Source organism: Mesorhizobium sp. WSM4829 (assembly GCF_055811475.1).
Genome location: NZ_JBVVQJ010000028.1, coordinates 54169 through 79687, shown reverse-complemented (window position 1 = coordinate 79687; position 25519 = coordinate 54169). Strand labels below are relative to the sequence as shown.

Here is a 25519-nt window from a genome sequence, read left to right as displayed (position 1 = left end):
TTTCAGCAAAACCGGAGTGAATCATGTCGGTGCGAATGCCATCGAATTTCGGACGGTCGGGGGCGCAGGAAAGCGCGCTCGACCTGCTCGGCCATGAAATCCTCGGCGAAAAGGCGGCGGCGCTCGGCCGCGCCGGCCGACGCGTGGATGAGACGCTGGCGAGATTGCGTGAACATGGCGACGATGGCGATCAACGTGCCCGGCTGCTCAGGGACGCGGCCGAGGCGGTCCACGCCTACTTCATCCAGCGCGAATTGTGCGGCTTGCGCAAGCACGACGCGGTGATCCGGGAATACAACATCCCCAAGGCCGTGCTGGCCAGGCTCGGCGCCAAATGAAATAGACAATAGTGTTGAGAATCTGATGGTACCGAAGACGAAATGCCGAACTCGACCCGTTCCAGTCGTCCAGATCGCTCGCGCTACGGAATAAGTTGACCCGAAGCCGCCCTTCATCAGCCCATTTCGCTGCCTGATAGCTGACATTTTTGGCAACCAGCACTGATGGCTCGGAAGCCTGCTAGCGGGGTTGAAGCCATGGACCAGCCAGCACTCGTTCTAAGACAAGCAGTATTTCGCTGATCGTATCCATGGCCCCACTTGCTCAAAGAAATCCGTGACAATCCCGTTCTCTGGTTGTTGGCCTTTGTGCCTGCGGTGTTCGTCGCCCAAGCACTCGAGCCCGAAGCACACACGCTACTTTTTGTGCTTTCCGTGCTGGCGATCGTGCCGCTGGCTGCGCTGCTGAGCTACGCCACCGAGTCGATGGCGGCCAAGACGGGCGATACGGGTGGGCGGCCTTCTCAATGCGACGCTGGGCAACCTCACCGAACTGATCATCTACTCACTGGGTCTGGTATTCTCGCTTAAAACGCATTGGGAGTTTTTCGGCGGCGGGGATCCCCATCCGGACGCAGGCGAATCGATGTTGCCGGCGCCCGTAGCTCTGGGGACGGCGGCCTGTCTGACCGTCAAAGGTTCGGAGCGGCTTGAGACAATTTGCCGGTCTTGGGAACAAATTTGGATCGACGACGTTTCTTTCAGTTAATGACGACGTTTCGCATACGGCAAACATTGCCACCAGCGAGGGACGCGATCATGAGGTTCCTGTCAGGTATAGCGACCTCGCTGGTCGCCACTTCTGCACTTACAAGCACTGTTCCAGTTGATGCCGCACCGATCTTCGTGCCCAGGGCACAAAGCGCGCAGTCCGATGTCATCCAAATTCGAGATGGCTGGTACAGGGGTTATCGCGGCTACCGCCACTATCGTCCGGGATACCATAGGCACAACGACTTTTGGTTCCCCGCCGGCGCATTTGTCGCTGGAGCGCTGCTCGGCAGCATGATCGCCAACAACAACGGCTACTACGGCGGGTATTACCGAAGCGGCTTCTACGGCGATCCGTATTACGGCGGACCCTATTACGGCAGACCTTTTTATGGCGGATCCTATTATGGCGAACCGTATTACCGCGACCGGTATTACCGCAACCGGTATTATGGCAATGGGTATCACTCAAACAGGTCCTATCGCCCATGCTCGCCCCGGGAAGCCGATTCCGGTAATTGCTACTAGCGCGGCCTGTCGCGACACATTCTACCGCCTATCGTGAATTTGACCTTGATGTGCCCACATGGCATCATGGAATGGTAGCTGGACTGCGAAGACAGACTTCTTGCCGCGGCGGCCGATCCCTTCAACGTGAGGCTGGCAGCCTGCCTCAGTCGTCTACCCTGCTGATTTGCGTCTTGCGGTTGGGTGGTCATGAATTGAGCCCAACGAACGAGATTGGCAAGACGTCGATCTGCCTCTGTGTTCTATTCTCGAACGGTTTCGAGTGGAGGAGAAAATGGCCAACATCAAAGACACAGCTTTAGACATAAATGCGGCGCCGCCGAGCGCTGAGCAACTGCGAATGGCTCTCCTAGAGGAGCAGATGGCGGAGGCAGACAAGCAGGAAAAGCTGCGGGCGAAAAAAAATCAGGAGCTCACGAAGTTCACAGAAAGTTTCCTCAAGGACCAGGTGAACGAGAATGAAATCGCGATGGTCCGCCGCCTGGTGATGAACGCTGTCAAGAACGGCAAGTACGAAGCACTAGTATATAGTTTTCCGTCGGCCCTTTGCACTGACAGCGGCCGAGCCATCAACAGCGCTGATCCGCAATGGCCCGAAACGCTCCAGGGCAAGGCCAAGCAGTTCTATGAGCGCTACCAGAAGAATGCGAAGCCGCAGGGTTATAAGCTTAAGGCCATGATTATAAACTTCCCCGGCGGAATCCCTGGCGACGTCGGCTTCTTCTTAAATTGGGAGCCCGAAACCAAATAGGAACCGGTAATGGTTCTGAACTGCGTGTATAGCTGGGTCAAAGCACGTCCGGCACCACGTTGCGCGGAGTTGCATCGTCCACGAAGTTGTCGGGCCGCTTCTGGCGTTTGCTGAAGTTAGGTTTTTCGAACTCGACGCGCTCATAGGGGATGGAGCTCAGAATGTGCGAAATGCAGTTGATGCGCGCGCGCTTCTTGTCGTTTGACGGCACAATCCACCAGGGCGCATGCCTTGTGTCTGTTGCACGGATCATCTCGTCGTAAGCTCGGGTGTAATCCCACCAGCGGTTGTACGATTCGACATCCATTGGGCTCAGTTTCCACTGTCGAAGGGGGTCGTCGGCCCGCTGTCGGAAACGCCGCTCCTGTTCTTCCTCACTCACATCGAGGAAGTATTTGAGCAACGTTATGCCGCTTTCGACAAGGGTGGCTTCAAAACCTGGCGCCTGTTCGAGAAAGCGCCGCACCTGCTTCTCGCTACAGAAGCCCATGACGCGTTCAACGCCAGGACGGTTGTACCAGGAGCGGTCGAATATCACGATCTCGCCTCCGGCGGGCAGGTGCTGGACGTAGCGCTGAATGTAGATCTGGGTCTTCTCCCGATCGGTCGGAGCCGGCAGGGCGACGACGCGGAACACGCGTGGGCTGACGCGCTCGGTGATGCGTTTGATCACGCCGCCTTTCCCGGCGGCGTCACGGCCCTCGAAAATGATCAAGATGCGGGCACCAGACTTCTTCACCCAGGCCTGAAGGTGGGCAAGCTCGATCTGCAACCGGGCGAGTTCTTTCGTATATTTTTTTCCTCCCGATTTCGCTTCCTCCGCCGGTTCGGATATCGTAGCCGCCGCCCTGTCTCTATTCTTCTTACTCATGTCTTCCTCCACTCCACTGGCACGCAGCCATTAAAATGACAGTTGGGTGACAGCAGGAGAGTCCCTGAACTGTCACGCTTGGGCCTCGAACGCATGATACGCCTCTTCGAGAATGTCGAAGACCATGTCGGAGCCGATGCGCTCGATCACGCCGGCGCGAACAAGGATATCGCGCGCTTCGGCGTGAAGCTCGGCTACGCCAAGCCTGATCCCGCGATTGCGCAATTCGTCACATAGCTCCTCCAGCATTGCCGCTGCCGAGCTGTCGATCTGGGAAATTGCACTTGCATCAATCAGCAGCCAGCGTGTGTTTGCCGGCAATTCCTCGGCAATGGACCGCAGCCGCGATGCGACGTAGTCGGTGTTGAAGAACAGCAGGCTGCCTTGAATAAGGCATACGGCGAGGCCGGGTACCTGACGGGCCTCGGGCGTTCGATGCAGTTTGTAGAAACCGTCATGGCCTGGGACACGGCCGAGCATAGCGTCGCGGGGAAACATCAGCTTGCGCAAAACATAGACCAGCGTCGCGCCGATCGCGATGACAACCCCATTAAGGACGCCCAGACCGATCGGACCCCACATCGCAATGACGGCGAAGACGAACTCCATGCGGCTGATGCGCCAAATCTGCCTAAGGGCGGCGAGATCTATCAGGCTGATTGCAGTAGCCGCAAGAATCGCCCCGAGCGCAGGGATCGGGATAATCCTTAGGGTCGGACCGAGAAACAGCAGTGTCGCGATCAGGGTCGCGGCAGCCACGATGCTCGTCACCTGCGAGCGTCCGCCAACGGCAAGGTTGACCGCCGTGCGCGAGTCGGAGGCCGTCACCGGGAAGGCGCCGAAAAGGCCCGCCCCTATGTTCGCAGCGCCAAATCCGATGAGTTCGCGGTTTGGATCGACCGGGTAGCCGCCTATTGCCCCAAAGCTGCGGGCCGTAATGATGCCGGCGCCGTAGCTCACGAGGAAGATCGCCGCGGCGCCGAGGGCCAATGTCTGGATCGGAAGGTCAGCGATCGCTGGCAACGACAACGAGGGCAACCCTGTCGGAATATCGCCGACTACGGCGATGCCGCGTCCTTCAAAGTCGAAAACGGCCGAAAGCACTACGGAGAGGACCACGACCAGCACTGGCCCGGGAACCGGAAAACGCATGGCCCGCGCGATCTGCAACAAACCGAACATCCCCAAGGCCAGCAGAAGAGACGGCCAATGTATCGATCCGGCCTTGCGCAGAAGTTCGAGGACCGGTGCGAGCAGGCCTTCCGCCTCGATCTTGACTCCGGTGAAGCGACCGATTTGGCCGATCAGGATCGAAAGCGAAATGCCGATGAAGAACCCCGTCAGGATGGGACGCGACAGGAAGGTTGCAAGAACGCCGAGCCGAAGCACCCACGCCGCCAGGCAAAACAAACCGACGCCAAGCGCGAGGATTGCTGCGATCGCAGTTCGGTCCACTTCGAGCCCGATTGGCACGGTCGCGGTAACCGCGACTAAAACCGCCGCAAGCACCGTCATCGTAGCCGCGTCCGGACCGACTATGAGCTGACGGGAGGGGCCAAAGATCGCGTAGGCAACCAGCGGCGCGATGCTCGCGTAGATGCCGGTCTCAGGCGGCAGGCCCGCTATCGCAGGATAGGCGATAGCACTGGGAAGCCCAACCGCGGCAACTGCAAGCCCGGCAGAGACATCGCTCCGCACCCAGCCCGGTTGATAACCGGAAAGGCTCGTAAGCACGGGAAGGCGCAAGCCCACCGAGTTGAATCCTTAGCTGGCATAGCTTTTTTATTAGCTTAAGCTACTCTATAGTCTTGAACCGGGCCTGACAACACTACAACACTCGGCCATGAGCGAGATCGAGCTACAATTTCTCCTCGACGAACTGACGTCGAGCCAACTGGGCGTGCGCGCGAAGGCGTTGAAGCTGGTTACTGGCCGCCCGAAAACCAGGACGCTCAAAAGCATCTATCTCGACACCCCTGATCATGCGCTGAAGAAGGCAGGAATTGCGCTCAGACTCCGGCGCGACGGGCGGCGTTGGATACAGACCGTAAAGACCAAGCCAGAGCAGCATGGCGGTCTGTCGCAGGTTGGCGAGGTGGAGAATCCGGCTCCGGGCGGGCGGCTGTGTCTCGAAGCGATTCCGGACGCAGCGGTCCGAGAGGAGGTCGTTCGCCGCGTGAACGGCGCGCCGCTTGAGTTCGTCTGCGAGACCGTGATCAGGCGTTCCGCCAGCGAGTTGTCCCTTGAGGACGGTACGCGTGCGGAACTGGCAATAGACATCGGCGAAATCCACGCCGGGGGGCGCTCGGCCGAGTTGCGTGAACTCGAGATCGAACTCATCGAGGGCAGCCTGGGCGGACTGTTCGACATTGCACATCTACTGTTTCCTGAGGGGGGCCTGAGGTTCTCCCGCCTTTCCAAGGCGGCGCGCGGCTATCTGCTCGCGGAACAGGGATGGATCGACCCGCCGCTCGCGCCCCGCAATGCCGAGGACGTTGCACTCGATCGGGCTCAGATCGCCGAGCAGGCGGCACGCGACGTCCTTCGCGAGTGCCTCGATCAGGTCGCCACGAATGTCGTGGTGATCCGGGATCTGGACGATCCCGAAGGGCCGCACCAGTTGCGGATCGGCCTGCGCCGATTGCGAAGCGCGTTCTCTGTCTGCGCTTCCGTTCTGAAGAGCCCGGAAATGACGCGGCTCAGCATGGAAGCCCGCTGGCTTGGCCAGGAGGTCGGGCGTCTCAGGGATATCGATATGGTGGCGAACAATATCGTACGGCGGGAGGCCGAGGTCCACGCGGATAAACCGGGTCTGCCGCCCCTTGCCGATGCTCTCTCGAGGCAGGCTGGGGGACTGCGCGATCACCTTCGCAAGGTTCTCCCCGACGCGCGCGTGCAGGCGTTCCTGATCGACCTGGCGCGTTTCGTGGAGGCGCGAGGCTGGCTCGTTCCTCAAGATTTTAGCCAGACCGAGCGGCTTGCAGCGCCGGTCGTCGAGTTGGCTGGCAAGGCACTCAGCAAGCGCTGGAAGAAAGTTAGCAAGCACGCACGTGGACTGGAGACTCTCGATGTGGAGCAGCGCCACGAGTTGCGCAAGGAACTAAAGAAGCTGCGCTATGCGGTTGAGTTCTTCTCTCCCTTGTACGCGGCGAAACGTGCTGAACCGTTCCTGAAGCAATTGAAGAAACTTCAGGCGATCTTCGGCGACCTGAACGACGCGGCGGTCGCCAGAGCCATGTTGACGGGAGCGGAAGCGCCCGGCGCCGGCGATCCGGCCGCGCAACGCGCCATCGGATGGGTGATTGGAGCGAGTCAGGCGCGCGCCGAATTGGGCTGGGCTGGCGCAAAAACCTTGTGGGGAAGCCTCGACGAGACCCGCCCCTTCTGGAAGTGACCGGCCCCCCTGCATGGAGATCGCTGGCCCGGCTTTGGCCTCCGGAAGACGCGGCGATTGTATACTTGACAGACCAAACGTTGGTTGATGGCGTTCCCCGCAATCCTGCTAATATGCTTGGCGTCGCCAAGTGGAGTTTTGCTGTGGAAGCGGGCGAGATGCAGGCTATTGCCGACACCCTGATACGAGTCGTGACGCCAGACATGACGCCCAAGCAATTGACCAAGGCGGCAATGAAAGCGCATCCGAACGCGTCAAAGAAGGATATCGCCTGCGCGGCGTTCCTCTCGATTATTGCAACCGCCGATCAGGACCACGGCAAGGTCAAGAACCTGCAGGCGTTCGCAATAGCCGAGCGCGTAGCCGGCGGCTCTTGATCGGGAACATGGCGCTTGCGTCCAACCAATGCCGACCGAATAGCAATCCGCGAGCAACAGATTGAGCTTTGCCGCGACATGATTGCGTGGGAAGCGTCACACCATTGGGGCGATGCAGTCCAACTCGCGCATTTCTCGACTGATATCATCGAGGAATACAAGCGCCTGATCGCCACGCTGCAGCTAGTCAGCGACGGGTTGCGGAACCTTGAACCAGTTCAGTGACTAATCCACTGGCCGCGTCCCGTGCCATCTTATGAACGGCGCATTCTTCCCGGTGATCTCCACCCGCGTACAGAGCCTGGCCCAGCCTCCGGAATTGGTACGTCGCAAAACTCAAAGGGCTTCTGATACCCGACAAATCGAAGAGCCCGCATGGTCTTGCCGTCAGTCGTATGACCCTCCTGTCGTTGACCCTGGGCAGGACCACAAGATACACGCACGCAACACAGAATCCAAAGAACGTCGGCGCGCCGCCCCTCAGTAAGACGTTGGTGGCGCTCGGGTCCGCATCCGCCCGTCCGGCTGTGTAAGGGTGAAGTGCCGGTCTGAGTCCTTAGTTGGGTGACGGACTTCTGCGCTGAGCCTAAACTTGCCAGAAGACACTTTATGCGCGAAACTTGGTTTTCGAAGAGCCACTCATAGAGCAGATGTGGGAATAGCGTGGTTGTCCACACCACCGTCACAACCGGCATCAAAAATAACGGCGAGCAAAGTGGGGTCCAATCAAATGGCATATGTCGCGTCTTGGCGGAATCCTCGCGTGAAGGCGCGTGGTATGGTCATAAGAGCAACTTTCGCCGCCACTGCGTTGTCGCAGTTAGCGGCCATCGCGCATGCCAGCGAGGGATCATTTGATGACTTTCCTTTCTTAGTACATTGCGAGGTTAGCGGCCTGCATCGTGCTTTCTATTTGTCCACAATTGGCCAAGACGGGGTTGCCGTCTATATTTCGCCAGACAGGCAGGCCGGCACCATAACTGTAAGCGGCAAGGCCGATCCGGTGGGCGGAGACGGGTCGGGAAGTTGCGCAGGAAAAACACTTGAGCAACTACGATCGACGGGTCAAGCATATGACTTGCAACACTGATCTTTGAGGAATGTAGTCTTATTCTTTGATCTACTATCTCAGCTAGGACACCGGCTGTGGCCGGCTGAATGCCCGGTCTTCGTACGTGCCTTCCTTCGAGCCAAGCCAATGCTGCCTGTCTCGCGCCTGACAGAGTACATGGGATGATCAGCGGAGTTCCATCCGACCGCTCTTCACGGCAGGATCCCCAGTCATATTCACGCCCACCGAGAGGTGGCTCACGACCGAGCGCCAATGGGTGCCTAGTTTTGATTGAAACTCGTCGTATAGTGCTGGATGGCTCCCCGTACGCTGGAGAATAGACGCTCGGGCCCTAGTCGATCGGCGAAGCCAGAGGCCCGGATGTATTCGAGTACGCTGGGGTTCAGCGCCACTATCCAACACGTCATTCCTTGCTCGGCTATGCGGCGTTCACCCTCCATTATCATCTGGAGGGCGGAATACTCGATGTCGAAGACCCGGCTCATGTCGAGCGCGAGGACGCGCGGCTTGTGCTCGACGACCAGGGCCTGGATCTGATCCGCGACCCGTTGGGCATTGGCGAAGAAGAGCCGTCCCTCCGGCCGGAGGATAAGCAGGCCCTCGAATGTCTCATCGTCGGGGTGCTCGGGTGACAACGGACGGATTACGTCGGTGCCCCGCTTGCGGCCGATCACGTAGACATTTGGGTTGGCCGACTGACTGGCCAAGCCAACGAGCGACAGAACGATCGCCACGACGATGCCCTGCAGCGTGCCGAAGGCAAGTACGCCAAGGAAGGCCGCCAGCGCCCATCGAAACTCCATTCGCCGTACCTTGCGGATCGACACGAACTCGGCCGGCTTGATCAGTCCGATCGAGTAGACGATCACGATTGCCGCCAGCACAGCCTGAGGCAACAGGCTGAGCAGCGGGGCCAGGAGCAGCATGGTGGCCGCCGCGGCACAGGCCGTGACGAGAGATGCCTTCTGCGTTTGTCCTCCGACCGCGCGGACCACGGCAGTCTGGGAAGTACCACCGCCCGCCGGCATGGCGCCGAACAACGCACCCGCCAAGTTGGCGGCCCCTGTTGCAAGAAGCTCGCGGTCGGCCTTGATGAGCGGCTCGGCGGGGGCGGCGAAGGCTCGCCCGGCGGCGATCGATTCAGTGAAGCTCATCAATGCGATGCCGAGCGCGCCCGGCAAGAGTTGCTGGACGAGGCTGAGAGTCGGCAGGGTGATCGAAGGGAGCGACTGTGGGATGAACCCCACAATTGCGACGCCCAGAGAATCCAAACCGACGAACCATGAGAGCCCAATCCCCGCGCTCACCGCTACGAGAGGAGCCGGCGAATGGGGCCAGAGCCGCTCCATAGCCAACAGCGCCAGTATTGCCGCGATGGCGATGGTCAAAGTGAGCAGCGACGTGTTGGGTAAATGGTGCGCCAAACTCAGAATGTCGCGGAGGAAGCCTTCCTTCGCAATGTGCACGCCGAGCAGCTTCGGCACCTGATCGAGTACGATCACAAGACCGATACCGGCCTTGAAGCCGGTCAGAACGGGAGACGAAATGAAATTGGCGACGAACCCGAGGCGAAGCACTGAGGCCCCGATCAGCAGGGCTCCGGTCAGCGCGGTGAGCGTCGCAGTTGCCGTGATCAGCTTATCCGGATCACCGTCCGGAACTGCGAGCCCGAGCTGTGTCCCAGCGAGGATCGCAAGGGTGGTCGTAGAGCTTACACTCAGGACGCGCGATGTGCCAAGCAACGCGTAGACGATCATCGGCACGAAGGCCGTGTAAAGTCCGACACTCACCGGCAGGCCCGCAACCGTCGCGTAGGCCATCGCCTTTGGCAGGACGACGGCTGAGGCCGTCAGGCCTGCGACCACGTCGAGGCGTTGGATTGCAACAATCGAGGGCTTTTTCACGCCGCTTTGCCAGCGCTCAACAATCGAGCGACCTTGCCGATGTCCGTTATGGGTTCTCAACCTAGTCTAGCTAGGGTGTAACTCCTCGGCAAGGAAGGTACTTAACTGTATCCTACTCCAGGAATTTCGGTTCAGTCTGGCGACGCAGCGATGGTAGGTTCCGATGATCTCGCGCATGTCCTCCGGATCTAGGCGGCCTGCGAGTGCCGTCGAGCCGACGACGTCAACGAACATGACCGTTAGCTGCCGCCGCTCAGCCTCTGGAAGCGGCGGGGCTGTCCCTGAGATCGCCGCCAGGGATCGCGTGGTCGAGGTGGCCGCTGTATCCGAATTCGCGCGCAGGGCGGCGATAGCGGCGAGCACGAGATCGTCGGCCGTGAGCTGGGGAAGCGTTTCAGCTTCAATGTCGTTGTCGCGAAAAGCCTGCTCGTATTGCTGCAGGCCGAGGCTCCGTAGCCATTTCGCGATATCCACGCCCCTTCTGAACTCTCCGGCGAAACACCAGAGGCCATGCCATGCGCCTGGTACCGAAAGCTTTGCAACACAGCCCAATTTTGCAACGGAACCCGACAGAATGCCTCTCCCAACCATCAACCGACAGTTAAACTGGCTAGGTGTGTCTTTCCTGCACTAGCTGCGGTGTAGTCCCCCGTTAGTTTGCATGTTGTAGCTTGAACCGATTCGCCCGAGGGGAATATGTGATGAGCAGGATTCTAATCGCAGTGGTCGCGGTGCTCGCCGTCGCCAGCCTAAGCGGCTGCGCAAATATGGACATCGGCAAAGGGAAGGGGAAGGCTCCGCCGCCTGTCGTCGTCGAAGAGCCTGCACCGGCGCCCGTGTACAAGTAAACCGGCCTAGGTCGGGATGGGGAAAGGGCCGCTGGCCTTTCCCATCAGCCAGCAATCCGGATCGGGCGACTCTTCGGCTCGGTCGTGAGGTCGGCAGTGGCGGGCAGGACCCGCTTTTGATCTGCGCTCCTCGGAGTTCGGGAATGAAATGACGCTTGTAAGTGGCCGTTCGCTGTCCGTGGCCCTGCTCGCGCTCGCGGCGGCATCATGCCAATCGCAATCGCAGGATAAACCTCAACTGAATTTCACGTCCGATGATCGGACCCTAGCGGCTGCCGGGGCGCCGACGAGCACGGTGAATTCAGCAGAAGGCCGGTACTTCATCGAGTTCCGCTCCCGCTACGCCTATACATACGGGCACTCCTTCGTGATTTTCGGGCGCATGGACAAATCGGGAAAGATGATCAATGCCGAAGTCGCCGGGCTCGCGCCGAAATCCAACGATCCCAATATCTATATGCTCGGCCATCTCGCGCCGGTGCCGGCCTCGACCGGATGGACCGACGGCGATCTGGAAATCGCCTACCGGTCGGCGAGCTGGACAGTTCCGCTTAGCGAACCTGAATACAGGAGGGTCGTGGCATATATACGCAAGCTGCAGGCCAAGTCGCCGCTCTGGCACGCGTCGCTCTACAATTGCAACGCCTTCGTGGCCGACATCGCAAGCTTCATGGGCTACAAGACGCCAGGTATCTGGCTTATGCCGCGTGATTTCATCACAAAGCTTCGACAGATGAATGGCGGGCCGAATGCGATCGGCTATACCGGCCCGCCGGGGGTTGAATCCGGAAATGCCCCCGCCGCAACGGCCCCCCGTTAGCAGATCGAGAATGTCGAGGCGGCCGCGCCTCCTCAAGACGTCCATATCGCCGAAAGGGCGCCGGTGAGCTAGATTGAGCATGGAAGCGAGTTCAGTCGGCGAGATCATATGGGTGCTCGGGATCGTCGGCTGGTATGTGATTCGATATCCATTCGAGCACCGGCCAAGCGCGTGCGAGTCGTAACCAATCGCCGCTCGCCTTCCGAAATCGTCGGACTTGTCGCGGTGCTCTTCGGCCTGGCGATTCTGCCCGGCTTCTATGTCGCGACCGGAATCCCCGAGTCGGCCGACTTTACGGCGAGATGGTGGGCGGTCGCGCTCGGGGCTATCATCTTCGCCCTGGCCGCGCGCGGCATGGGCCTCCCGGACTTTAATGGCGCATCATTGCCATCCGAATCAAAGGATGCGCTATGGGACAGGTTCTACACCGCCGCGCCACCATGCTGAAGCGGAGCCACTCGTTCGCCTCTGCCCAAAGCACGGGAACTCGGCAAGCGGAATTAGCCTCCAAACGGAAATCGCTTGCTGTAAGGTGCGATTGCTCAAGTGTTGTCATGTGCCGGTTGTCCTGCCATGAACGGTCCCGATTCCGTTAGACCCGTGCTCGACCCCATCGACCGTCTGTCGGAGGTACTTTTCGGACTATTGATAGCGCTTTCCTTCACAGGCACCATGAGCGTCGCGGTTGGCGAAGGCGACAAGGCGGGGGCCGTGCTGTTGGCTGCCCTGGGCTGCAACCTCGCTGGGGAATTGTCGACGGCGTCATGTTTGCCTTGACGACAGCTGTGGAGCGGGTGAAGCGCCTAAATTTCCTTGAGGCCATCCGCGTCATGCCCCTGGCAGAGGCGCGGCGCGTCTTCCTCTCCGAGTTGCCGAAGGACGTCCGCCTGGTCACATCCGAGGCCGACGCCGAAAGTATCGTCACGCGCATCAGATCTCTTCCAGCATCCGACAATCGCCGCATTGTGAACATTCGGGATGTCAGAGCTGCAGTTTCAATCTGCTTGCTGGTCATCCTATCTCGCTTCCACCCAGCATACCGTTCCTGTTCATCGACGATCTGCCGACGGCGATGCGCGCGTCGAACGCGGTAGCCGTAGCCATGCTGTTTTTGATCGGCGCACGGCTCGGCAAAATATATGGGCAGAAGCCCTTGGCCGATGGCTCTGGCCATGGCGGCAATCGGTAGCGTCTTGGTAGTTACTATAGCGCTTGGAGGATGAACTGCCGGGCGTGCGCATTGAGTCCACCCTACTAGCCGATTTGGCTCGCGGCGCTGCCGCCTAGCTTAAAAGCAGCAACGCGTGCCGGCTTCATCGCGTTTCCCCAGGAGGTTCTCTATCATCGCCATCCGCCATCCACGCATTGAGCAGCGTGTAGGCGACCGCCAGAACCGTCGGGCCTATGAAAATGCCCAGTATGCCAAACGCTACCAGGCCGCCGATGACCCCGGCCAGGATAAGCAGCATAGGCAAGTCGGCGCCTCTGCGGATGAGTACAGGGCGAATAAATTGATCCATCGTCGCGGCGACGATGGTAAAGGCCAGCAACACCGTCGCCCAAAGCGTGTCGCCCGAATAATACATCCAGATTACTGCCGGAGCCATTACCAGGACCGGACCGAGCTGGATCAGACACAAAATGAAGATCAATGCCATGAGCACGGCGGCATAGGGCACGCCGGCCACGGCCAGCCCGATACCCGCTACAGCGCTTTGCGCAACGGCGGTAACCACTACGCCTAAGGCCACACTTCGGATCGCCTGGCCGGCTAGCTTTACCGCGGTCTCTCCACGAACGCCGCCCAGCCGACGACCGAAGAGAATTGCGGTGGCGGCGGCCCGTTCACCGCCCGAATACATGATCGCGGCAATCGCGGTCGTCAGCAGGAAATGTATGAACATGCCACCCAAATTTCCGGTGGCGGACGCGAACCAGTAGGTCAGCGTTCCGGCATAAGGGGTCAGTCTTTGGACCAGTTCCTGAGCGCCCGCCGAGTTCAGTTTCTGCCATGCTTCGGCAGCGCGTGCTCCAACCAGGGGCACTCCCTCCAGCCAGCTGGGTGGCGGTGGCAGTCGCATCGACAGGATAGTCCGGACCAGGTCGCCAACCTTGTCGATGTTCGCGATGACCGTGCTGAGCGCCAGCCAGAAGGGCACGATCACAAGCAGCAGCAAGGTCAGCGTCATGATCAGGACGGCAAGGCCGCGGCGGTTGCCGGTATGGCGCTGCAACCAGAGCATGAGCGGCCAGGTGGCAAGCACCAACGTCGTGGCCCACACGATCGCCGGCAGAAACGGCTGCATCACCCAGACGCTGGCGATGAGAAGACTGCCGATGAACAGCACCGCCAGCGTCACGCGGGTGAGATCCTGACGAGGATGGACGCGGGGACGCGAACCGTCCGAATCCATTATCTGCCCTCCCAACGCCGCTCGCCTATCTTTCTCACGTCATGTTCTCCAAGTCCGCTCCTGGCGCGCCCAAACCTGCGGTCAGCCCATCCTTTGGAGTTCATCTCTGGTATTCGCCGTGACGGAACCACGCTCCACCCACCTGCCTAGATTTGCGGCGGTAGAAGGTAGATCGTCATGGCGAAGATCAGATAGACCATCAGCAGCAGCACTCCGACGAACCATGCGGAACGTCCGCCATTGGTCATCAGGAACGCCGTTATCGTGGCAATAAGCACCATGACGACCGCGCCCGGCCAGAACAGAAGGTCCATCGGAGCAGGGCCGATGACATAGCTGAGGAGCACCATCATCGGGGCAACGAAAAGCGCGATCTGCGATGCGGCCCCAAGCGCGATGCCCACGCTCAGGTCCAGCCGGTTCCTTCGCGCGCCGGCAAACGCCGCCGCCATCTCGGCGGAACCGCCCACCAACGCAACGACGATGAAACCCACGAAGGCGGGGGTCATGCCGAACGTGACCGCAGCCTCCTGCACCGACTCGACGAACACTTCGCTTACCAGAGCAACAAGCAATGTCACCGCTGCCAACGTTCCGAGGGCCAGGCCCATCGGCCACGCTTCGCCGTCTTCCGCATGGGCTGTTCCGCTGAAAAGTTCTCGATGGGTCTTCAGCGAGAAGACCAGGCCCATCGCGTAGGCGCCGATGAGCAGCACCGACAATCCAACGCTCAACTGCTGGGTGAACGCGGACGTGGCAACGGAATCGACTTGCGCCACCATGGACGGTGTCACCATCGCGATCGTAGCGAGGAACAGCAGGCTGGTTTGCAGCCTGGCGCTGACTCTGTTGTACTCCTGCACATGATACTTGATACCGCCTAGCAGGAACGAGGCGCCCAACATGAACAGAGTATTGGCGACGATTGCTCCGGCGATAGAAGCCTTCACCAACGTGTACTGGCCGGCTTGCAGCGCAGCCAGCGCAATGACCAGTTCCGTCAGGTTTCCCAACGTGGCATTCAGCAGCCCGCCGACCGTATCGCCCGTCTTGGACGCGACCGACTCGGTAGCCGCGCTCAGCAAGGTGGCCAGCGGTACAATCGCCAGCACAGAGAGCACAAAGAGCAGCGTGTGCGCTTCCGGCTCCAATTGCCGGACGACGAATACCACCGGAACAAACGCCAAAAGCCAGAGAACGACGTTGCTACGGATCTCTTTGATCAAGGGGCCCATTTCCAGCCTCATTCAGGAGATTGCGGTCAGCCGCCCTCAGCGCCTGCACGGCGACCGCCGCAACGAGGCCTGTCATCACTATGCCGGCAAAACCGATTGCTATCGCCAGTAACCGCGTCAGAAGGTGCTGCGGCGAGAAGTCGCCGTAGCCGATCGTAAGACCGGTCACGAAGGTGAAGTAAAGAGCTTCGTCGACGCGCCAATCCTCTATGCGTCCGATGACTAGTCCCGCTCCCACCATGGCGAGAAGGATTCCGGAGAAGATCGGCCAGACCACGCGAAACTGCTGCACGAGCGCATAAAGGAACATGCGCCTCATTTGCCGTGATCGGGGCTTGCCGGGTAATCCTACTGCCACCGAAGTCCCTTTCTCAGGTCGGATTTCAGTTCGCCATCACGCCCACGATCACCGTCCCCCAGGTTGTGAGCAGGATGTGGCCGATTGGAACCGCCGGCGTATAGCCAAGGACGGCAACCGGACTACCCGGGCGGTCCTGCACCGCCGCCATGCCGGCAGTCATGATCTGCGCCCCAGCCAGTCCCCCGAGGAGCAGTATGGGGTTGATACGGAGCAGGTCGTGCCCGAGGTACAGTCCCGGCCCCACCGAAGAGAGGGAAGCGCATACGCAGATGCCCGACAACCAGTCCTGCCAGCAGCGCCTTCAGCGACGGAGAAATCGTGATCCCAAGCTGCCCAACGATGACTGCTGCAATGGGGTCGCTGTCACCGCTCCTAAGCCGAGATCTTTATCCATAAAGGGGCAGAAATAATAGCAAATGGCTAGAGACATGAAGGTCGCGATTTCAGGACAGCTGCGAAGCTGTGCTCACGAACCCATTCAACCATGATACCCTCCTGTTGCAGGTTCAATACTAGAAGACGCGGCCAGAAGTTCTCCGATTGCTTCCGCCTTTAAGGTAAATTGTATGATAATTATATATGAAACCGCTGATTGTAATTTCAGTTAATTTCAAGTCGTACAATACACCCTTGCGTGCGTTATTTCAAGGTGTTATCATGGAACAACTGCATCGCTATGCTATTGAAGTCTCGATTTTTTGACGTAGACTACTGCCATGGTTACATTTTAACAGCAGACGTGAGCGAGCGCTGAGGGACGATAATTCAAAGCTTATTTTAATTATGGTGTGTCTAAGAACTGCGCGAGAAAGTAGTTTGACAATAGAGAGTTGAGGGCCATTGAAGGGGTGTTCCTGTGGCGCATCAATTTTCCAGTGAGTTTGGCTCTGTTCCGAGCTTGAAGCGACGGCTCACCCCGTGTGACCGGTCAAACCATATCGATGCCGCGCAAACGGTTTCCAGTGCAAGCCATATTCGCGAAGGCTCCGACAGCGGTGGCGCGGCCGGAATGCCCGACCGATGCAGATCGGACGCGCAAGGACCGCCCCTGGATGTTCAGCCCAACGCGAATTCTGCGGCGTACTGCGGAACCCTCGATTTCGAGTTCTGGCTGCGTAAATGCCAAGGCGAGGAAATGGTTACGTGGCTGAAGAAGAACGTTCATCCACTGGACCTGGTCGATCGCCTGGCGGAAAACCACTCGATCGTGCTGCTCAATGGCGGGGGTTCGATGCTCCAACTGGAGCGTGCGTGTCTCCTTCGTCAATCTCCAGGACGATATCCATGACGACATAGGTCGCGCCGTACGCGCGGTTGGGCGGAGCTACGTCGACACTTTCAACACCGTGCAAAAGAAATAGCTTGGCGATCGCAACTGTAGGAGCAGCCAGATGACCCATTGGTCCAGGTTCGGCCTCGTTTCAGTCGGCCTTGCGGCCCTTCTGCTTCTTTCCGCGCCGTTCGGTGCGCCTGCCTACGGCCAGACCCCCACTCCGACTCCGCGGCCGGCGGCCGACAGCGAACCGGCCGCCGTCACTGAGGAGCCTGCTCCTCTCACGCTCGACGAACTGAAGATCCTGACCGCGCCGATCGCGCTTTATCCCGACGATGTCGTCGCGCTCACCATCGCGGCTTCGCTCTATCCGCTACAGATCGTGCAGGCGGCCCGCTTTCTCGACGAAAAGGCGAAGTCTCCCGACCTCGAGCCGAGCGACAAATGGGATGGCAGCGTGATCTCGCTGCTCAATTATCCCAAGATCGTGAAGATGATGAACGACGATCTGGAGTGGACCGAACAGTTGGGCAATGCGGCCGCCAACCAGCAGAAGGATTTGCTCGTCGCCATCCAGCAGTTGCGCGATGAGGCGGTCGCCAAGGACTACCTGAAGACGACGGAGCAGGTGCAGGTTGTCAACGAAGGCGACAATGTCGTGATCAGGTCTGCCGATCCGCAGACCGTCTATATCCCGACCTATCCCCCCGAAATGCTGTACGAGCCCGACTACGTCATAGCGGGCGACCCGATCGCCTACGACCCGTACCCCTCCTATTACTATCCGACAGCGCCCTACTGGGCCGCGCTTGCTACCGGTGCGATGTGGGCCGCAGTGGTCGACTGGGACGACTGGGGAACCTGGGGCGGCGACGTGGATCTCGACGTCGATATCGGCGACAACATCGATATCGATTTCGACAATATCGACATCGACAATATCGACATCGACAGGCTGAAGGACCTCGACCTCAAGAACATCGACCGCGACAAGATCAATCTCAAGAACGCGAACATCGACCGCGACAAGCTCAAGCAGAACCTGAAGAGCAAGGACTTCAACAACATTGCCAGCAAGGCCAAGGACCGCCGGGAGTCGGGCAAGGGCAAGCAGGCGCGGGCGCATGACCTCAAGGGGAAGGATGTCCGCAAGAATGTCGCCGAAGGTTTGAAGGACCGGCCGCAGGCCAAGCTGCCGAAGTCGGGGACCAAGCGGCCCGATGCAAAACGCGTCTCGGACCAGCACAGGAAGGCGAAACCGGCGGCCAACAAACCTGCGGCCAAGAAAGTCGCTCAGAAGAAGTCCTCCAGGAAAAAGCCGGCTGCGCGCGCCGACAATCGTCCGCGCAAGCCGTCGGCGATGGGGAATCCGCGACCTGGCAGGGTTGCGACCAACCATTCGAACCGCGGTGCCTATAGCCGGGGTGGCGGCCATCGCCAGGTGCAGAGCAGAGGTGGAAGAGGAGGGGGCGGAGGCGGACGAGGCGGAGGCGGACGAGGCGGAGGACGCCGGTAGCAACTGCCGTATCGTGTGCGACATCCGGCTTATTTCAGGAACATGATCATGATCCGATACCTCATTACCGCAACTCTCGCACTTTCGCTCGGCGTTCCCGTACTTTCGGCCGGCGGCGCCCAGGAAGCACAGACCAGCACCACGCAGGATTTCGATGCCTTCATCGGCGAGACGCCCACGCCGTTCGCAACAGTCGACGAACTCGTCGAGGCGTTCCGCAAAGCGCTGGAGGAAGATGACAAGGAGGCCGTCGCCTCGCTTCTCGGACTGTCGCCCAGCGAAGTGCTGAAGTCGAAGGAAGTGGAGGCGAGCTTTCCGGAAATCCGCGAAGAGGCGGCGAAGGGCATCGCCGTCAAGGAACTGGCACCCGACCGCCGCTCGCTTCTTCTTGGTAACCAGGTATGGCCGTTTCCATTCCCTGTCGTGCAGACGGAGGGCAAATGGGCGTTCGATACGATCGCCGGGCTGGAAGAAGTCATCAACCGCAGGATCGGCGAGAACGAGCTGACCACCGTCGCCAACCTGCGCGCCTATGTCGACGCTCAGGAGGATTACAAGGAAACCGACTGGGATGAGGATGGCGTCGGCGAATATGCTCAGAAGCTGATCAGTACGCCCGGGACATATGACGGGCTCTACTGGGAACCCGGCGACGGCGTGCCGGAAAGCCCGTTCGGTTCGCTGATCAGCCAGGCCGAGTTGGCGACGGCCGCCGAGGACGGCTATTTCGGATACCGCTACCGCATATTGAACGGCCAAGGCGCGAACGTCGCCGGCGGCCAGTACGACTACGTCATCAACGGCAACATGATCGCCGGCTTTGGGCTGATCGCGATGCCTGCCGAATACGACCGCACAGGCATCATGACCTTCGTCGTAAACCAGCACGGCACAGTCTACGAAAAGGACCTGGGGCCCGATACGGCGGCGCTCGCCGAAAAGATCACGGCATTCGATCCCGACGACAGTTGGGCCGTGGTCAACGATCCGGGCGAGTGAGCAGGCCCATGCACATCGCGGATGCGTGCCTTGGGACTAGACGGCTGTCGCGTACCCTGCATTCAGAAGGTGGCCCCTAGTGAAAACGATAGCCTGCTGTGCCGGGATCGCGGCGAAGCGTTTCTAGCAAAGGTTGTGCTGGAAGCGAAACGAGCAGGCGTGGACTCAACCACAGACGCGGTTGCGTCGAACGCTCCCTTGCTGAATGACACCGCTGCAATTCAAGCGCGTTACTATGATCTCGTTCTCTGCGCCTGGGAGGCGAACAACCCCACGAGCAGGACGACCGCGCAGGCCATTATCTTCGGGTAGGGAAGGCCGACGATCCTTCTGCCAGAGGTCGAGCCGGCAAGAAAGCTGGACAAAGTCGCTATTGCCTGGGACGGCAGCCGTGTTGCGGCTCGCGCTGTGGCGGATGGACATCAGGTGTTGCGCCGCGCTTCCAAGATTACGGTGCTCACCGTGACGGGCGAGAAGTCCCTGCAGGAGACGGACGCCGCCCAACGCATGGCTCAAGGGCTGAACCTACGCGGGCTGTCAGCCGAGGCCATGCCATTCGTATCCGAGGATTGCCCGGTCGAGGTGTCGCTTCAGGAGCGAGCGATCGAAATCGGCGCCGACCTGATGATCATGGGAGCGTTCGGTCACACCAGACTGAGGGATTTCGTGCTCGGTGGGGCTACGAAAGGCATCCTGTCGGACGTCCGGCTGCCGATAATGCTTTCGCATTGATCGTGTCGGTGACGCGTGGCGAAGGCGCCATCGAGCTTATTCGGAACCGGGTGTCAAGGAACGGCAATCAATGGTGTATATTTGGCCTAGGAAGGATATTCGCATGAAGGCTCGTTGGCTATCTACAGGAACAGTTTTCGCTGTCATTGTGCAATCGTCGCTTGCCTGCATGTATAGCCCTGAAGCACATGCCCAAGATGGATCGTTCGATGACTTTCCTTTCTTGGTGCGTTGCGAATTAAGCGGCATCGTACGTGCTTACTACTTGACCAAAATTGGTCCAGACGGGGTTGCCGTTTATATAACCCCCGACAATCAGGCCGGCACAATCACCATGCGAGGCAAGGCCGAGCCAGTTGGCGGAGATTGGTCGGGAAGTTGCGCCGGAAAAACACTTGAGCAACTAAGGTCGGCAGGCCAAGCGTATGACTTGCCGCATTGATCCCTTGAGACGTCGTTGTTGCTCCGCGTTATGTCGGTTCAAATCCCGTTCCATTTAATCACGAACGGCCATGGCGAGCTTAGATCGCACTTTGGTGCACATGACGGTATTTTCTTTGGCCGCATGTTCGACGGCGCGTCGGTTCCTCAATGCCCGCCCGAAAATACGAGTGTTTGCACCGGAAGAAGGAGCGCCTGGAATCTCAATATGATCGCATGCACCAGCCCGACCGTATCTATGACGTGCAGGAACAGCCAGTGCGCTGTGCCCAAATCTTCCTCGGCAAGTCGGTCGTGATTGTTGGTGTAGGCGTTGGCGATGCAACTGCTGCCTGGAGGCACGCCATCGAACCCTCCCGCGAACAGCGGCTCCAGAAAGACGGTGATCGTTCCGGGCCGGACCACCTGTTGGGCGTCGATCAACTGATCCGACGCCCGAACCTGACCGGTCGCGATGAGATCCTGAACCTCGGTGACCACCATTGGAATGATCGTCAGAGGCATCGAAATACAAGTCGCTTCGGCAACCATGCCGACCTTCATGACCTGGGCTTCGAGCTGGCTGAAGCCCCCTATAAGAGCCTTCCGTCCGGCTTCCGCCGGTATGAGAACGCCGGCGGGCCGCATAAAGGGATTGACGATGTCTCCCTTGCGCAGGGTGAATTGCTCCAGCGTGCCGGCGACCCCGGCGTAGACGACTGTCTTGTCCAGTTCGACCTGGGCCTGGGCAAGCGCCGCCTCGACGCTTTTCTTCTGCGCCGGCAGCACGGACGAAATCTGCGATTCGACGGACTGCTTGCTTGCCATGACGGCGGAAATGGCGGCCTGCCGCCCTTCCACGATGTTGGCGAGCTTTTCGATCTCGCGCTGCGCGACCGTGCTGGCGTTTCGCCGTTGAAGTTCGGTCTTGGTTTCGAGTTCGTCCAAGGCCTGCTTGTACGAGCTTTGCGCTTCCTGAATGCGGGCGTCGGCCCCTACCAGCTCGGTTTTTGCCAATTCGAGCGCCGCGTCTATCTCCGATATCCGCCGTCGCGCGGTCTCGAGCGCCGCTTCCTGCTCCGAGCTGTCAAGCCTGAAGATGCGCTGGCCAGCCTCGACCTTGTCCCTTATGCCCACATAGACTTCCTCGACGCGGCCGGAGCCTTCGGGGAGGATGGGAATGGTGCGAAAGAACGAAATCGCACTCGACGTCGACGGATGATAGTAGAGAATGAGCGTCAGCAGAATCACTGTCAGAGCTATGCACGCCGTTATTCCGTATCGCAGCTCATACCATACAGAATAGAGCGTGATCTCGTGACCAATCCTCTTTCCCTGTACGAAGCGGCGGACGAGAAAATCGGGCAGGACGGTCAGGACCGAACAAAGCAGAACTTCGATCATCGTTCATGACCTCCCACCGACACCGGCTGGCGCTGATGGCGGTCGGACGGCTCCGGCGCATGCGTCTTGGCGATTTCGTCGCGGGGGTCGCTTCGGGCTTTCTCCAAGGGGGTCGGAGGAGGTACGGCCTCCACTTTGACCGGCGTATAGTTGGCAAGCACCTCGGGAGCCGGCTCAGACGGCGCCTCCGCGGCGGGGGATCGAAACCGCCCCGTCGCCATCCTGGCGAGCGAGTCGGCCATGCTGGCCAGGGGCGTCCAGAAGTCGGGCACGGGGACGAGCGCCAGAAACAGCGCGGCAATCCAGAACGCATGGATGTGGGTGAACAACGCCAGCAGCGACAGAACCGCCACAAGCTGGAACTGGATCTGACTGCCGCCGTGGGACATGCGCTCCGGCAAGGAATGGAGCCAGAAGTACAAACTTCCAATCCCCATCACGGCCAGCACAAGGAAGATGACCGACCCCGTGAACAACACATCGGTCTCGCCGGGGGCCGTTATGAAAGGCGGAAGATGATGCGGCGCCGCCGAATGCATTGCCTCGGACATGCCTGCCACTCCCCAATTTCGCTCGTGCGAGGACGCCCGAGCACTAGGCGCAGCAACGCGCCCAAATTTAAGGATACTCCGTCCGCATCCGAATGCAACTGAAGAGGCCAGCAGTCTCGGAGCCGCCGCAGGACAGCCATCTCGTTGCTATAGCAATGCCAAGGCGACCGCCAGAAGGCTAACGACCAAGGCGGCGAGGCTTGGGACAAGCACGGCGGCTCCCGAGTAGAAAGCCAACGCCGTCACCCAGTCGTACGGCCTGTCACCAGCTTGAGACATTGTTAAACCCTTCCGTCCGTTCTGCTCCTTGAGAAAACGCCGTCGGCGGTCGGCGCCTTCCCGCCCTTGGGCGAGCCTCATGAGCGGCCGCCTCGCTTTTCCATCCATACTGACGAGGCGACGTCGGCGCTCGATTCCGACATCGAGGCGGCCATCCAGGAAAATCTGGTGCGGCTGATGGAGAACAAGACGGTCATCGCCATCGCGCACCGGCTGTCGACCATCGCCGCACTCGATCGCCTGGTGGTGCTCGACGGCGGCCGCATCGTCGAGCAAGGCACGCATGACGAGCTGGTCGCGCTCGATGGGCTCTATGCGCGGCTGTGGAAGCGGCAGTCCGGCGGCTTCCTGTTCAACGAGGAGAGCGTGCTGGAGGAGACTCGGCCGGCGGAGTAGGGCCAGATTTCAGCAAAACCGGAGTGAATCATGTCGGTGCGAATGCCATCGAATTTCGGACGGTCGGGGGCGCAGGAAAGCGCGCTCGACCTGCTCGGCCATGAAATCCTCGGCGAAAAGGCGGCGGCGCTCGGCCGCGCCGGCCGACGCGTGGATGAGACGCTGGCGAGATTGCGTGAACATGGCGACGATGGCGATCAACGTGCCCGGCTGCTCAGGGACGCGGCCGAGGCGGTCCACGCCTACTTCATCCAGCGCGAATTGTGCGGCTTGCGCAAGCACGACGCGGTGATCCGGGAATACAACATCCCCAAGGCCGTGCTGGCCAGGCTCGGCGCCAAATGAAATAGACAATAGTGTTGAGAATCTGATGGTACCGAAGACGAAATGCCGAACTCGACCCGTTCCAGAAGTGCGAGCGCACTTTGGCGCAAGTCGGCCCGGTTGCCGATGTTCCCGCACTCAAATTCCTTGCGAAGGATGATGCCACTTTGAGGGCAATCAGCGCTTATACGCACTAAGACTTCAAAGGTTTGGCGGCCAATCAGTCTCTGCCGGATCGCATACGGTCAGCCGTCACTCCGGCAGCCCCGCGATCCGCATGTGTCCGATCCAGCGGTCGAGGCTTCCGGGTGCGGTCCAAATCCTTTCCCATTCCCCGCGTTCTTTGCTGATGGAGTGGCTGGGTGAGTCTTTGAGGAAAACCGCAAGCGCTTCCTTTGCCTCCCGATCGTTTCCCAGACAAGCGTGGATCCCCGCAAGCATCCGGTATGCGCCGCTTTGGATTCTGGACATTTTCCGCATCGCCGTCAGCGCAGCGCCGCAATCATTCTTTTCCCAGAGCGCCCAGCCCATCTGCCAGTGGAACCAGTCAGGGTGGAAAGGGTCGATGCCCTTGGCCTGCTCGATCCGATCGATCGCTTCGTCGGTGCGGCCAACATACAGCAATGGGTCCGTACTGCCGGCGAGGATGTTTGAGTTGCTGGGGTTCAACTCAATTGCCTGATCGAACCGTGCAAGGGCCTGCTCGATCTCTCCGGCTTCGGCATGGATGCGGGCGCGGACATTGTGCGCCTCGGCATCATCGGGAGCGAGCAGGATGGCCTTGTCGGCGTACTCGGCGCCGAGCTTCAAAGCCTCGTCCCGGTTATGCTCCTGCTCGTGCCACCCGAATGTCGCATCAAAGCGATAGGACCAGGCCAGCCCGATATAGCCGAACTGGGCGTTTGGATCCGCTTCGATCGCCTTGAGGCTGAACTGCCGCAGCAGCGCGTTCCTCTCGGCAGAATTGTCCTTGCGGATCTCCGCGACTCCCAACAGGTGATAGTGAAGCGCGCTGACCCGGGCGGCACCGCTCTCTGGCAGAGGGCGCTGGATCTGGCGCCCGACCCGATCCGCAAGTGTGCGGATGATCTCCTCTTGTACAACAAAGAGATCACCGATCTCCCGGTTGTAGGTGTTGGCCCAGAGATGCGATCCGTCATGCGCATTCAGCAACTGGGCAGTCACTTTCAGGCGATCTCCGATCTTCTGCTGGCTGCCTTCGAGCAGGTAGTCGACGCCGAGATCATCTCCAATCTGCCTGACGTCAACCGGTTGGTCGCGATACCTGAAGCTCGAGTTCCGCGCGATGACGGCATAAGTCTTGCTCCGCGCAAGCTCGGTTATGATCCCTTCAGCGACGGCGTCGCTGAGATATCCCACGTCCGCGCCGGTACTGATGTCCTCGAAGGCAAGTACCGCAATCCTCGGCATGTCACTCGAACGAACTGGAGCGGATTGCCACATCTCCGCTCCGTATAATGCAGCGATGACCACCGCGACGAGTGCAGCAAGGATGAGATTGCGTGGCGAAGACAGTGTGTTGGCGCGCTCCGTGCCGTCCGAGCCGTTTGGGACCGCCGCGTCCGATGGATCGGCATTCAGCCGGTAACCTCGCTTGGGCAGGGTTTGCACGATCACATGCGCGTCGTCTCCCAGCGCGCGGCGAATATCGGCAATGCATTGGGTGAGGCTGTCGTCGGTGACGAAGGTATCGGGCCAAACCGCCTGCATCAGCGCATCCTTGGACACGATCTCGCCCGGTCGCGCCGCGAGCGCGGAGAGCACCTCGGCGGACTGGCTGCGAAGATTGACCGCTTTGCCTTTGACGGTTCGGAGTTCCTTGCATTTCGTCAAGACAAAACCGCGAAACGTGATCGTTTCAGCAGATTTCAGGTCAATTTCAGGGGCCGTTCGGGACATTTCACCTTCCTGGCGCGCTTCCTAGCTTAGCCCATTCGGCCGTCGCTTCCAAGCGATCCCAGCAGCACCGGATGGAACGGA

At 59.9% G+C, this 25519-nt stretch carries 24 protein-coding genes and 4 pseudogenes; 17 read left to right on the top strand and 11 right to left on the bottom strand.

The window, feature by feature from the left end; translation table 11 throughout:
* Positions 1-23: 23 nt before the first annotated feature.
* The 4 genes and pseudogenes from AC0L17_RS24150 (at position 24) to AC0L17_RS24135 (ending at position 2328) form a co-directional block, all read left to right on the top strand.
* The gene (locus AC0L17_RS24150) at positions 24-338 is read left to right on the top strand and encodes a DUF6665 family protein (protein WP_236369102.1); all 315 of its coding nucleotides are present in this window, start codon (positions 24-26) and stop codon (positions 336-338) included.
* A gap of 261 nt (positions 339-599) precedes the next feature.
* Positions 600-840 (top strand): annotated as a pseudogene (locus AC0L17_RS24145) (calcium/proton exchanger); the annotation flags it as partial.
* A gap of 257 nt (positions 841-1097) precedes the next feature.
* Positions 1098-1577, top strand: a complete 480-nt coding sequence (locus tag AC0L17_RS24140) for a BA14K family protein (RefSeq protein WP_473517648.1) — start codon at positions 1098-1100, stop codon at positions 1575-1577.
* 274 nt (positions 1578-1851) lie between these two features.
* Complete coding sequence (locus tag AC0L17_RS24135) at positions 1852-2328, top strand: histidine kinase (protein WP_128178093.1); 477 nt, start codon at positions 1852-1854, stop codon at positions 2326-2328.
* A 37-nt stretch (positions 2329-2365) separates the two neighbouring features.
* Here AC0L17_RS24135 and ppk2 read toward each other — a convergent pair whose 3' ends face one another.
* Positions 2366-3199, bottom strand: a complete 834-nt coding sequence (gene ppk2 / locus AC0L17_RS24130; protein WP_473517647.1) for a polyphosphate kinase 2 — start codon at positions 3197-3199, stop codon at positions 2366-2368.
* Between the two features lie 72 nt (positions 3200-3271).
* Positions 3272-4951 (bottom strand): SulP family inorganic anion transporter, encoded by a 1680-nt coding sequence (locus AC0L17_RS24125; RefSeq protein ID WP_473517646.1) that lies wholly within the window; start codon positions 4949-4951, stop codon positions 3272-3274.
* Positions 4952-5042: 91 nt separating this feature from the next.
* On the opposite strand from AC0L17_RS24125, the gene AC0L17_RS24120 reads away from it, so the two are divergent.
* The 3 genes from AC0L17_RS24120 to AC0L17_RS24110 all read left to right on the top strand — a co-directional run bounded on the left by AC0L17_RS24120 (position 5043) and on the right by AC0L17_RS24110 (position 7195).
* On the top strand, positions 5043-6593 hold the full coding sequence (locus AC0L17_RS24120; RefSeq protein WP_473517645.1) for a CYTH and CHAD domain-containing protein: 1551 nt from the start codon (positions 5043-5045) through the stop codon (positions 6591-6593).
* 65 nt (positions 6594-6658) lie between these two features.
* A complete protein-coding gene (locus tag AC0L17_RS24115) occupies positions 6659-6970 on the top strand; it encodes a hypothetical protein (protein WP_473517644.1) in 312 nt (103 codons plus the stop codon).
* A gap of 15 nt (positions 6971-6985) precedes the next feature.
* Positions 6986-7195 (top strand): hypothetical protein, encoded by a 210-nt coding sequence (locus AC0L17_RS24110; protein WP_023799928.1) that lies wholly within the window; start codon positions 6986-6988, stop codon positions 7193-7195.
* A 1107-nt stretch (positions 7196-8302) separates the two neighbouring features.
* Here the strand turns inward: AC0L17_RS24110 and AC0L17_RS24105 are convergent.
* Complete coding sequence (locus tag AC0L17_RS24105) at positions 8303-9946, bottom strand: SulP family inorganic anion transporter (protein ID WP_473517643.1); 1644 nt, start codon at positions 9944-9946, stop codon at positions 8303-8305.
* 66 nt (positions 9947-10012) lie between these two features.
* On the bottom strand, positions 10013-10420 hold the full coding sequence (locus AC0L17_RS24100) for an SAM domain-containing protein (RefSeq protein ID WP_128247203.1): 408 nt from the start codon (positions 10418-10420) through the stop codon (positions 10013-10015).
* Positions 10421-10647: 227 nt separating this feature from the next.
* Between AC0L17_RS24100 and AC0L17_RS24095 the strand changes: the two genes are divergently transcribed.
* The 3 genes and pseudogenes from AC0L17_RS24095 to AC0L17_RS24085 form a co-directional block, all read left to right on the top strand.
* Entirely contained in the window at positions 10648-10794 is a 147-nt protein-coding gene (locus tag AC0L17_RS24095) for an ABC transporter (protein ID WP_473517642.1), read from the top strand.
* A gap of 148 nt (positions 10795-10942) precedes the next feature.
* On the top strand, positions 10943-11614 hold the full coding sequence (locus AC0L17_RS24090) for a hypothetical protein (protein WP_473517641.1): 672 nt from the start codon (positions 10943-10945) through the stop codon (positions 11612-11614).
* A gap of 79 nt (positions 11615-11693) precedes the next feature.
* Positions 11694-11959: pseudogene (locus AC0L17_RS24085) on the top strand (protein-S-isoprenylcysteine O-methyltransferase); the annotation flags it as partial.
* Positions 11960-12927: 968 nt separating this feature from the next.
* Here the strand turns inward: AC0L17_RS24085 and ydiK are convergent.
* The 4 genes and pseudogenes from ydiK to AC0L17_RS24065 all read right to left on the bottom strand — a co-directional run bounded on the left by ydiK (position 12928) and on the right by AC0L17_RS24065 (position 16054).
* The gene (ydiK, locus tag AC0L17_RS24080; protein ID WP_023799920.1) at positions 12928-14028 is read right to left on the bottom strand and encodes an AI-2E family transporter YdiK; all 1101 of its coding nucleotides are present in this window, start codon (positions 14026-14028) and stop codon (positions 12928-12930) included.
* A gap of 146 nt (positions 14029-14174) precedes the next feature.
* On the bottom strand, positions 14175-15263 hold the full coding sequence (cax, locus tag AC0L17_RS24075) for a calcium/proton exchanger (protein WP_473517640.1): 1089 nt from the start codon (positions 15261-15263) through the stop codon (positions 14175-14177).
* Entirely contained in the window at positions 15235-15582 is a 348-nt protein-coding gene (locus AC0L17_RS24070; RefSeq protein ID WP_287064218.1) for a potassium channel family protein, read from the bottom strand. Before AC0L17_RS24070 ends, cax begins: the two co-directional genes overlap by 29 nt.
* 64 nt (positions 15583-15646) lie before the next feature.
* A pseudogene (locus AC0L17_RS24065) lies at positions 15647-16054 on the bottom strand (aspartate-alanine antiporter-like transporter).
* A gap of 426 nt (positions 16055-16480) precedes the next feature.
* On the opposite strand from AC0L17_RS24065, the gene AC0L17_RS24060 reads away from it, so the two are divergent.
* The 5 genes from AC0L17_RS24060 (at position 16481) to AC0L17_RS24040 (ending at position 20586) form a co-directional block, all read left to right on the top strand.
* Entirely contained in the window at positions 16481-16912 is a 432-nt protein-coding gene (locus AC0L17_RS24060; protein ID WP_473517639.1) for a hypothetical protein, read from the top strand.
* A gap of 103 nt (positions 16913-17015) precedes the next feature.
* The gene (locus AC0L17_RS24055; RefSeq protein WP_473517638.1) at positions 17016-18413 is read left to right on the top strand and encodes a DUF3300 domain-containing protein; all 1398 of its coding nucleotides are present in this window, start codon (positions 17016-17018) and stop codon (positions 18411-18413) included.
* 48 nt (positions 18414-18461) lie between these two features.
* The gene (locus AC0L17_RS24050; protein WP_473517637.1) at positions 18462-19412 is read left to right on the top strand and encodes a DUF2950 domain-containing protein; all 951 of its coding nucleotides are present in this window, start codon (positions 18462-18464) and stop codon (positions 19410-19412) included.
* Positions 19413-19736: 324 nt separating this feature from the next.
* A complete protein-coding gene (locus AC0L17_RS24045; protein WP_473517657.1) occupies positions 19737-20144 on the top strand; it encodes a universal stress protein in 408 nt (135 codons plus the stop codon).
* 103 nt (positions 20145-20247) lie between these two features.
* Positions 20248-20586 carry a hypothetical protein gene (locus AC0L17_RS24040; protein ID WP_473517636.1) on the top strand — a complete coding sequence of 113 codons (339 nt, stop codon included), beginning with the start codon at positions 20248-20250 and terminating at the stop codon, positions 20584-20586.
* 146 nt (positions 20587-20732) lie between these two features.
* Here the strand turns inward: AC0L17_RS24040 and AC0L17_RS24035 are convergent, their stop codons facing one another.
* A complete protein-coding gene (locus tag AC0L17_RS24035; protein WP_473517635.1) occupies positions 20733-21968 on the bottom strand; it encodes an HlyD family secretion protein in 1236 nt (411 codons plus the stop codon).
* On the bottom strand, positions 21965-22519 hold the full coding sequence (locus AC0L17_RS24030) for a hypothetical protein (RefSeq protein ID WP_287064213.1): 555 nt from the start codon (positions 22517-22519) through the stop codon (positions 21965-21967). Before AC0L17_RS24030 ends, AC0L17_RS24035 begins: the two co-directional genes overlap by 4 nt.
* Positions 22520-22909: 390 nt before the next feature.
* Here AC0L17_RS24030 and AC0L17_RS24025 point away from each other — a divergent pair.
* Together AC0L17_RS24025 and AC0L17_RS24020 are read left to right on the top strand one after the other, a co-directional pair.
* Positions 22910-23194: pseudogene (locus tag AC0L17_RS24025) on the top strand (ABC transporter ATP-binding protein); the annotation flags it as partial.
* A 30-nt stretch (positions 23195-23224) separates the two neighbouring features.
* Positions 23225-23539 (top strand): DUF6665 family protein, encoded by a 315-nt coding sequence (locus AC0L17_RS24020; RefSeq protein ID WP_236369102.1) that lies wholly within the window; start codon positions 23225-23227, stop codon positions 23537-23539.
* Positions 23540-23770: 231 nt separating this feature from the next.
* Here the strand turns inward: AC0L17_RS24020 and AC0L17_RS24015 are convergent, their stop codons facing one another.
* A complete protein-coding gene (locus AC0L17_RS24015) occupies positions 23771-25438 on the bottom strand; it encodes a winged helix-turn-helix domain-containing tetratricopeptide repeat protein (protein WP_473517634.1) in 1668 nt (555 codons plus the stop codon).
* Positions 25439-25519 lie beyond the last annotated feature (81 nt).

Excerpts from the sequence above, each read along its gene's own strand:
- AC0L17_RS24040 (WP_473517636.1), top strand. The coding sequence starts at position 20,248 with ATGAAGGCTCGTTGGCTATCTACAGGAACAGTTTTCGCTGTCATTGTG.
- ydiK (WP_023799920.1), bottom strand. The coding sequence starts at position 14,028 with ATGGATTCGGACGGTTCGCGTCCCCGCGTCCATCCTCGTCAGGATCTC.
- AC0L17_RS24030 (WP_287064213.1), bottom strand. The coding sequence starts at position 22,519 with ATGTCCGAGGCAATGCATTCGGCGGCGCCGCATCATCTTCCGCCTTTC.
- ppk2 (WP_473517647.1), bottom strand. The coding sequence starts at position 3,199 with ATGAGTAAGAAGAATAGAGACAGGGCGGCGGCTACGATATCCGAACCG.
- AC0L17_RS24055 (WP_473517638.1), top strand. The coding sequence starts at position 17,016 with ATGACCCATTGGTCCAGGTTCGGCCTCGTTTCAGTCGGCCTTGCGGCC.
- cax (WP_473517640.1), bottom strand. The coding sequence starts at position 15,263 with ATGGGCCCCTTGATCAAAGAGATCCGTAGCAACGTCGTTCTCTGGCTT.
- AC0L17_RS24140 (WP_473517648.1), top strand. The coding sequence starts at position 1,098 with ATGAGGTTCCTGTCAGGTATAGCGACCTCGCTGGTCGCCACTTCTGCA.
- AC0L17_RS24095 (WP_473517642.1), top strand. The coding sequence starts at position 10,648 with ATGAGCAGGATTCTAATCGCAGTGGTCGCGGTGCTCGCCGTCGCCAGC.
- AC0L17_RS24135 (WP_128178093.1), top strand. The coding sequence starts at position 1,852 with ATGGCCAACATCAAAGACACAGCTTTAGACATAAATGCGGCGCCGCCG.
- AC0L17_RS24020 (WP_236369102.1), top strand. The coding sequence starts at position 23,225 with ATGTCGGTGCGAATGCCATCGAATTTCGGACGGTCGGGGGCGCAGGAA.
- AC0L17_RS24015 (WP_473517634.1), bottom strand. The coding sequence starts at position 25,438 with ATGTCCCGAACGGCCCCTGAAATTGACCTGAAATCTGCTGAAACGATC.
- AC0L17_RS24070 (WP_287064218.1), bottom strand. The coding sequence starts at position 15,582 with ATGAGGCGCATGTTCCTTTATGCGCTCGTGCAGCAGTTTCGCGTGGTC.
- AC0L17_RS24120 (WP_473517645.1), top strand. The coding sequence starts at position 5,043 with ATGAGCGAGATCGAGCTACAATTTCTCCTCGACGAACTGACGTCGAGC.
- AC0L17_RS24150 (WP_236369102.1), top strand. The coding sequence starts at position 24 with ATGTCGGTGCGAATGCCATCGAATTTCGGACGGTCGGGGGCGCAGGAA.
- AC0L17_RS24035 (WP_473517635.1), bottom strand. The coding sequence starts at position 21,968 with ATGATCGAAGTTCTGCTTTGTTCGGTCCTGACCGTCCTGCCCGATTTT.
- AC0L17_RS24050 (WP_473517637.1), top strand. The coding sequence starts at position 18,462 with ATGATCCGATACCTCATTACCGCAACTCTCGCACTTTCGCTCGGCGTT.
- AC0L17_RS24090 (WP_473517641.1), top strand. The coding sequence starts at position 10,943 with ATGACGCTTGTAAGTGGCCGTTCGCTGTCCGTGGCCCTGCTCGCGCTC.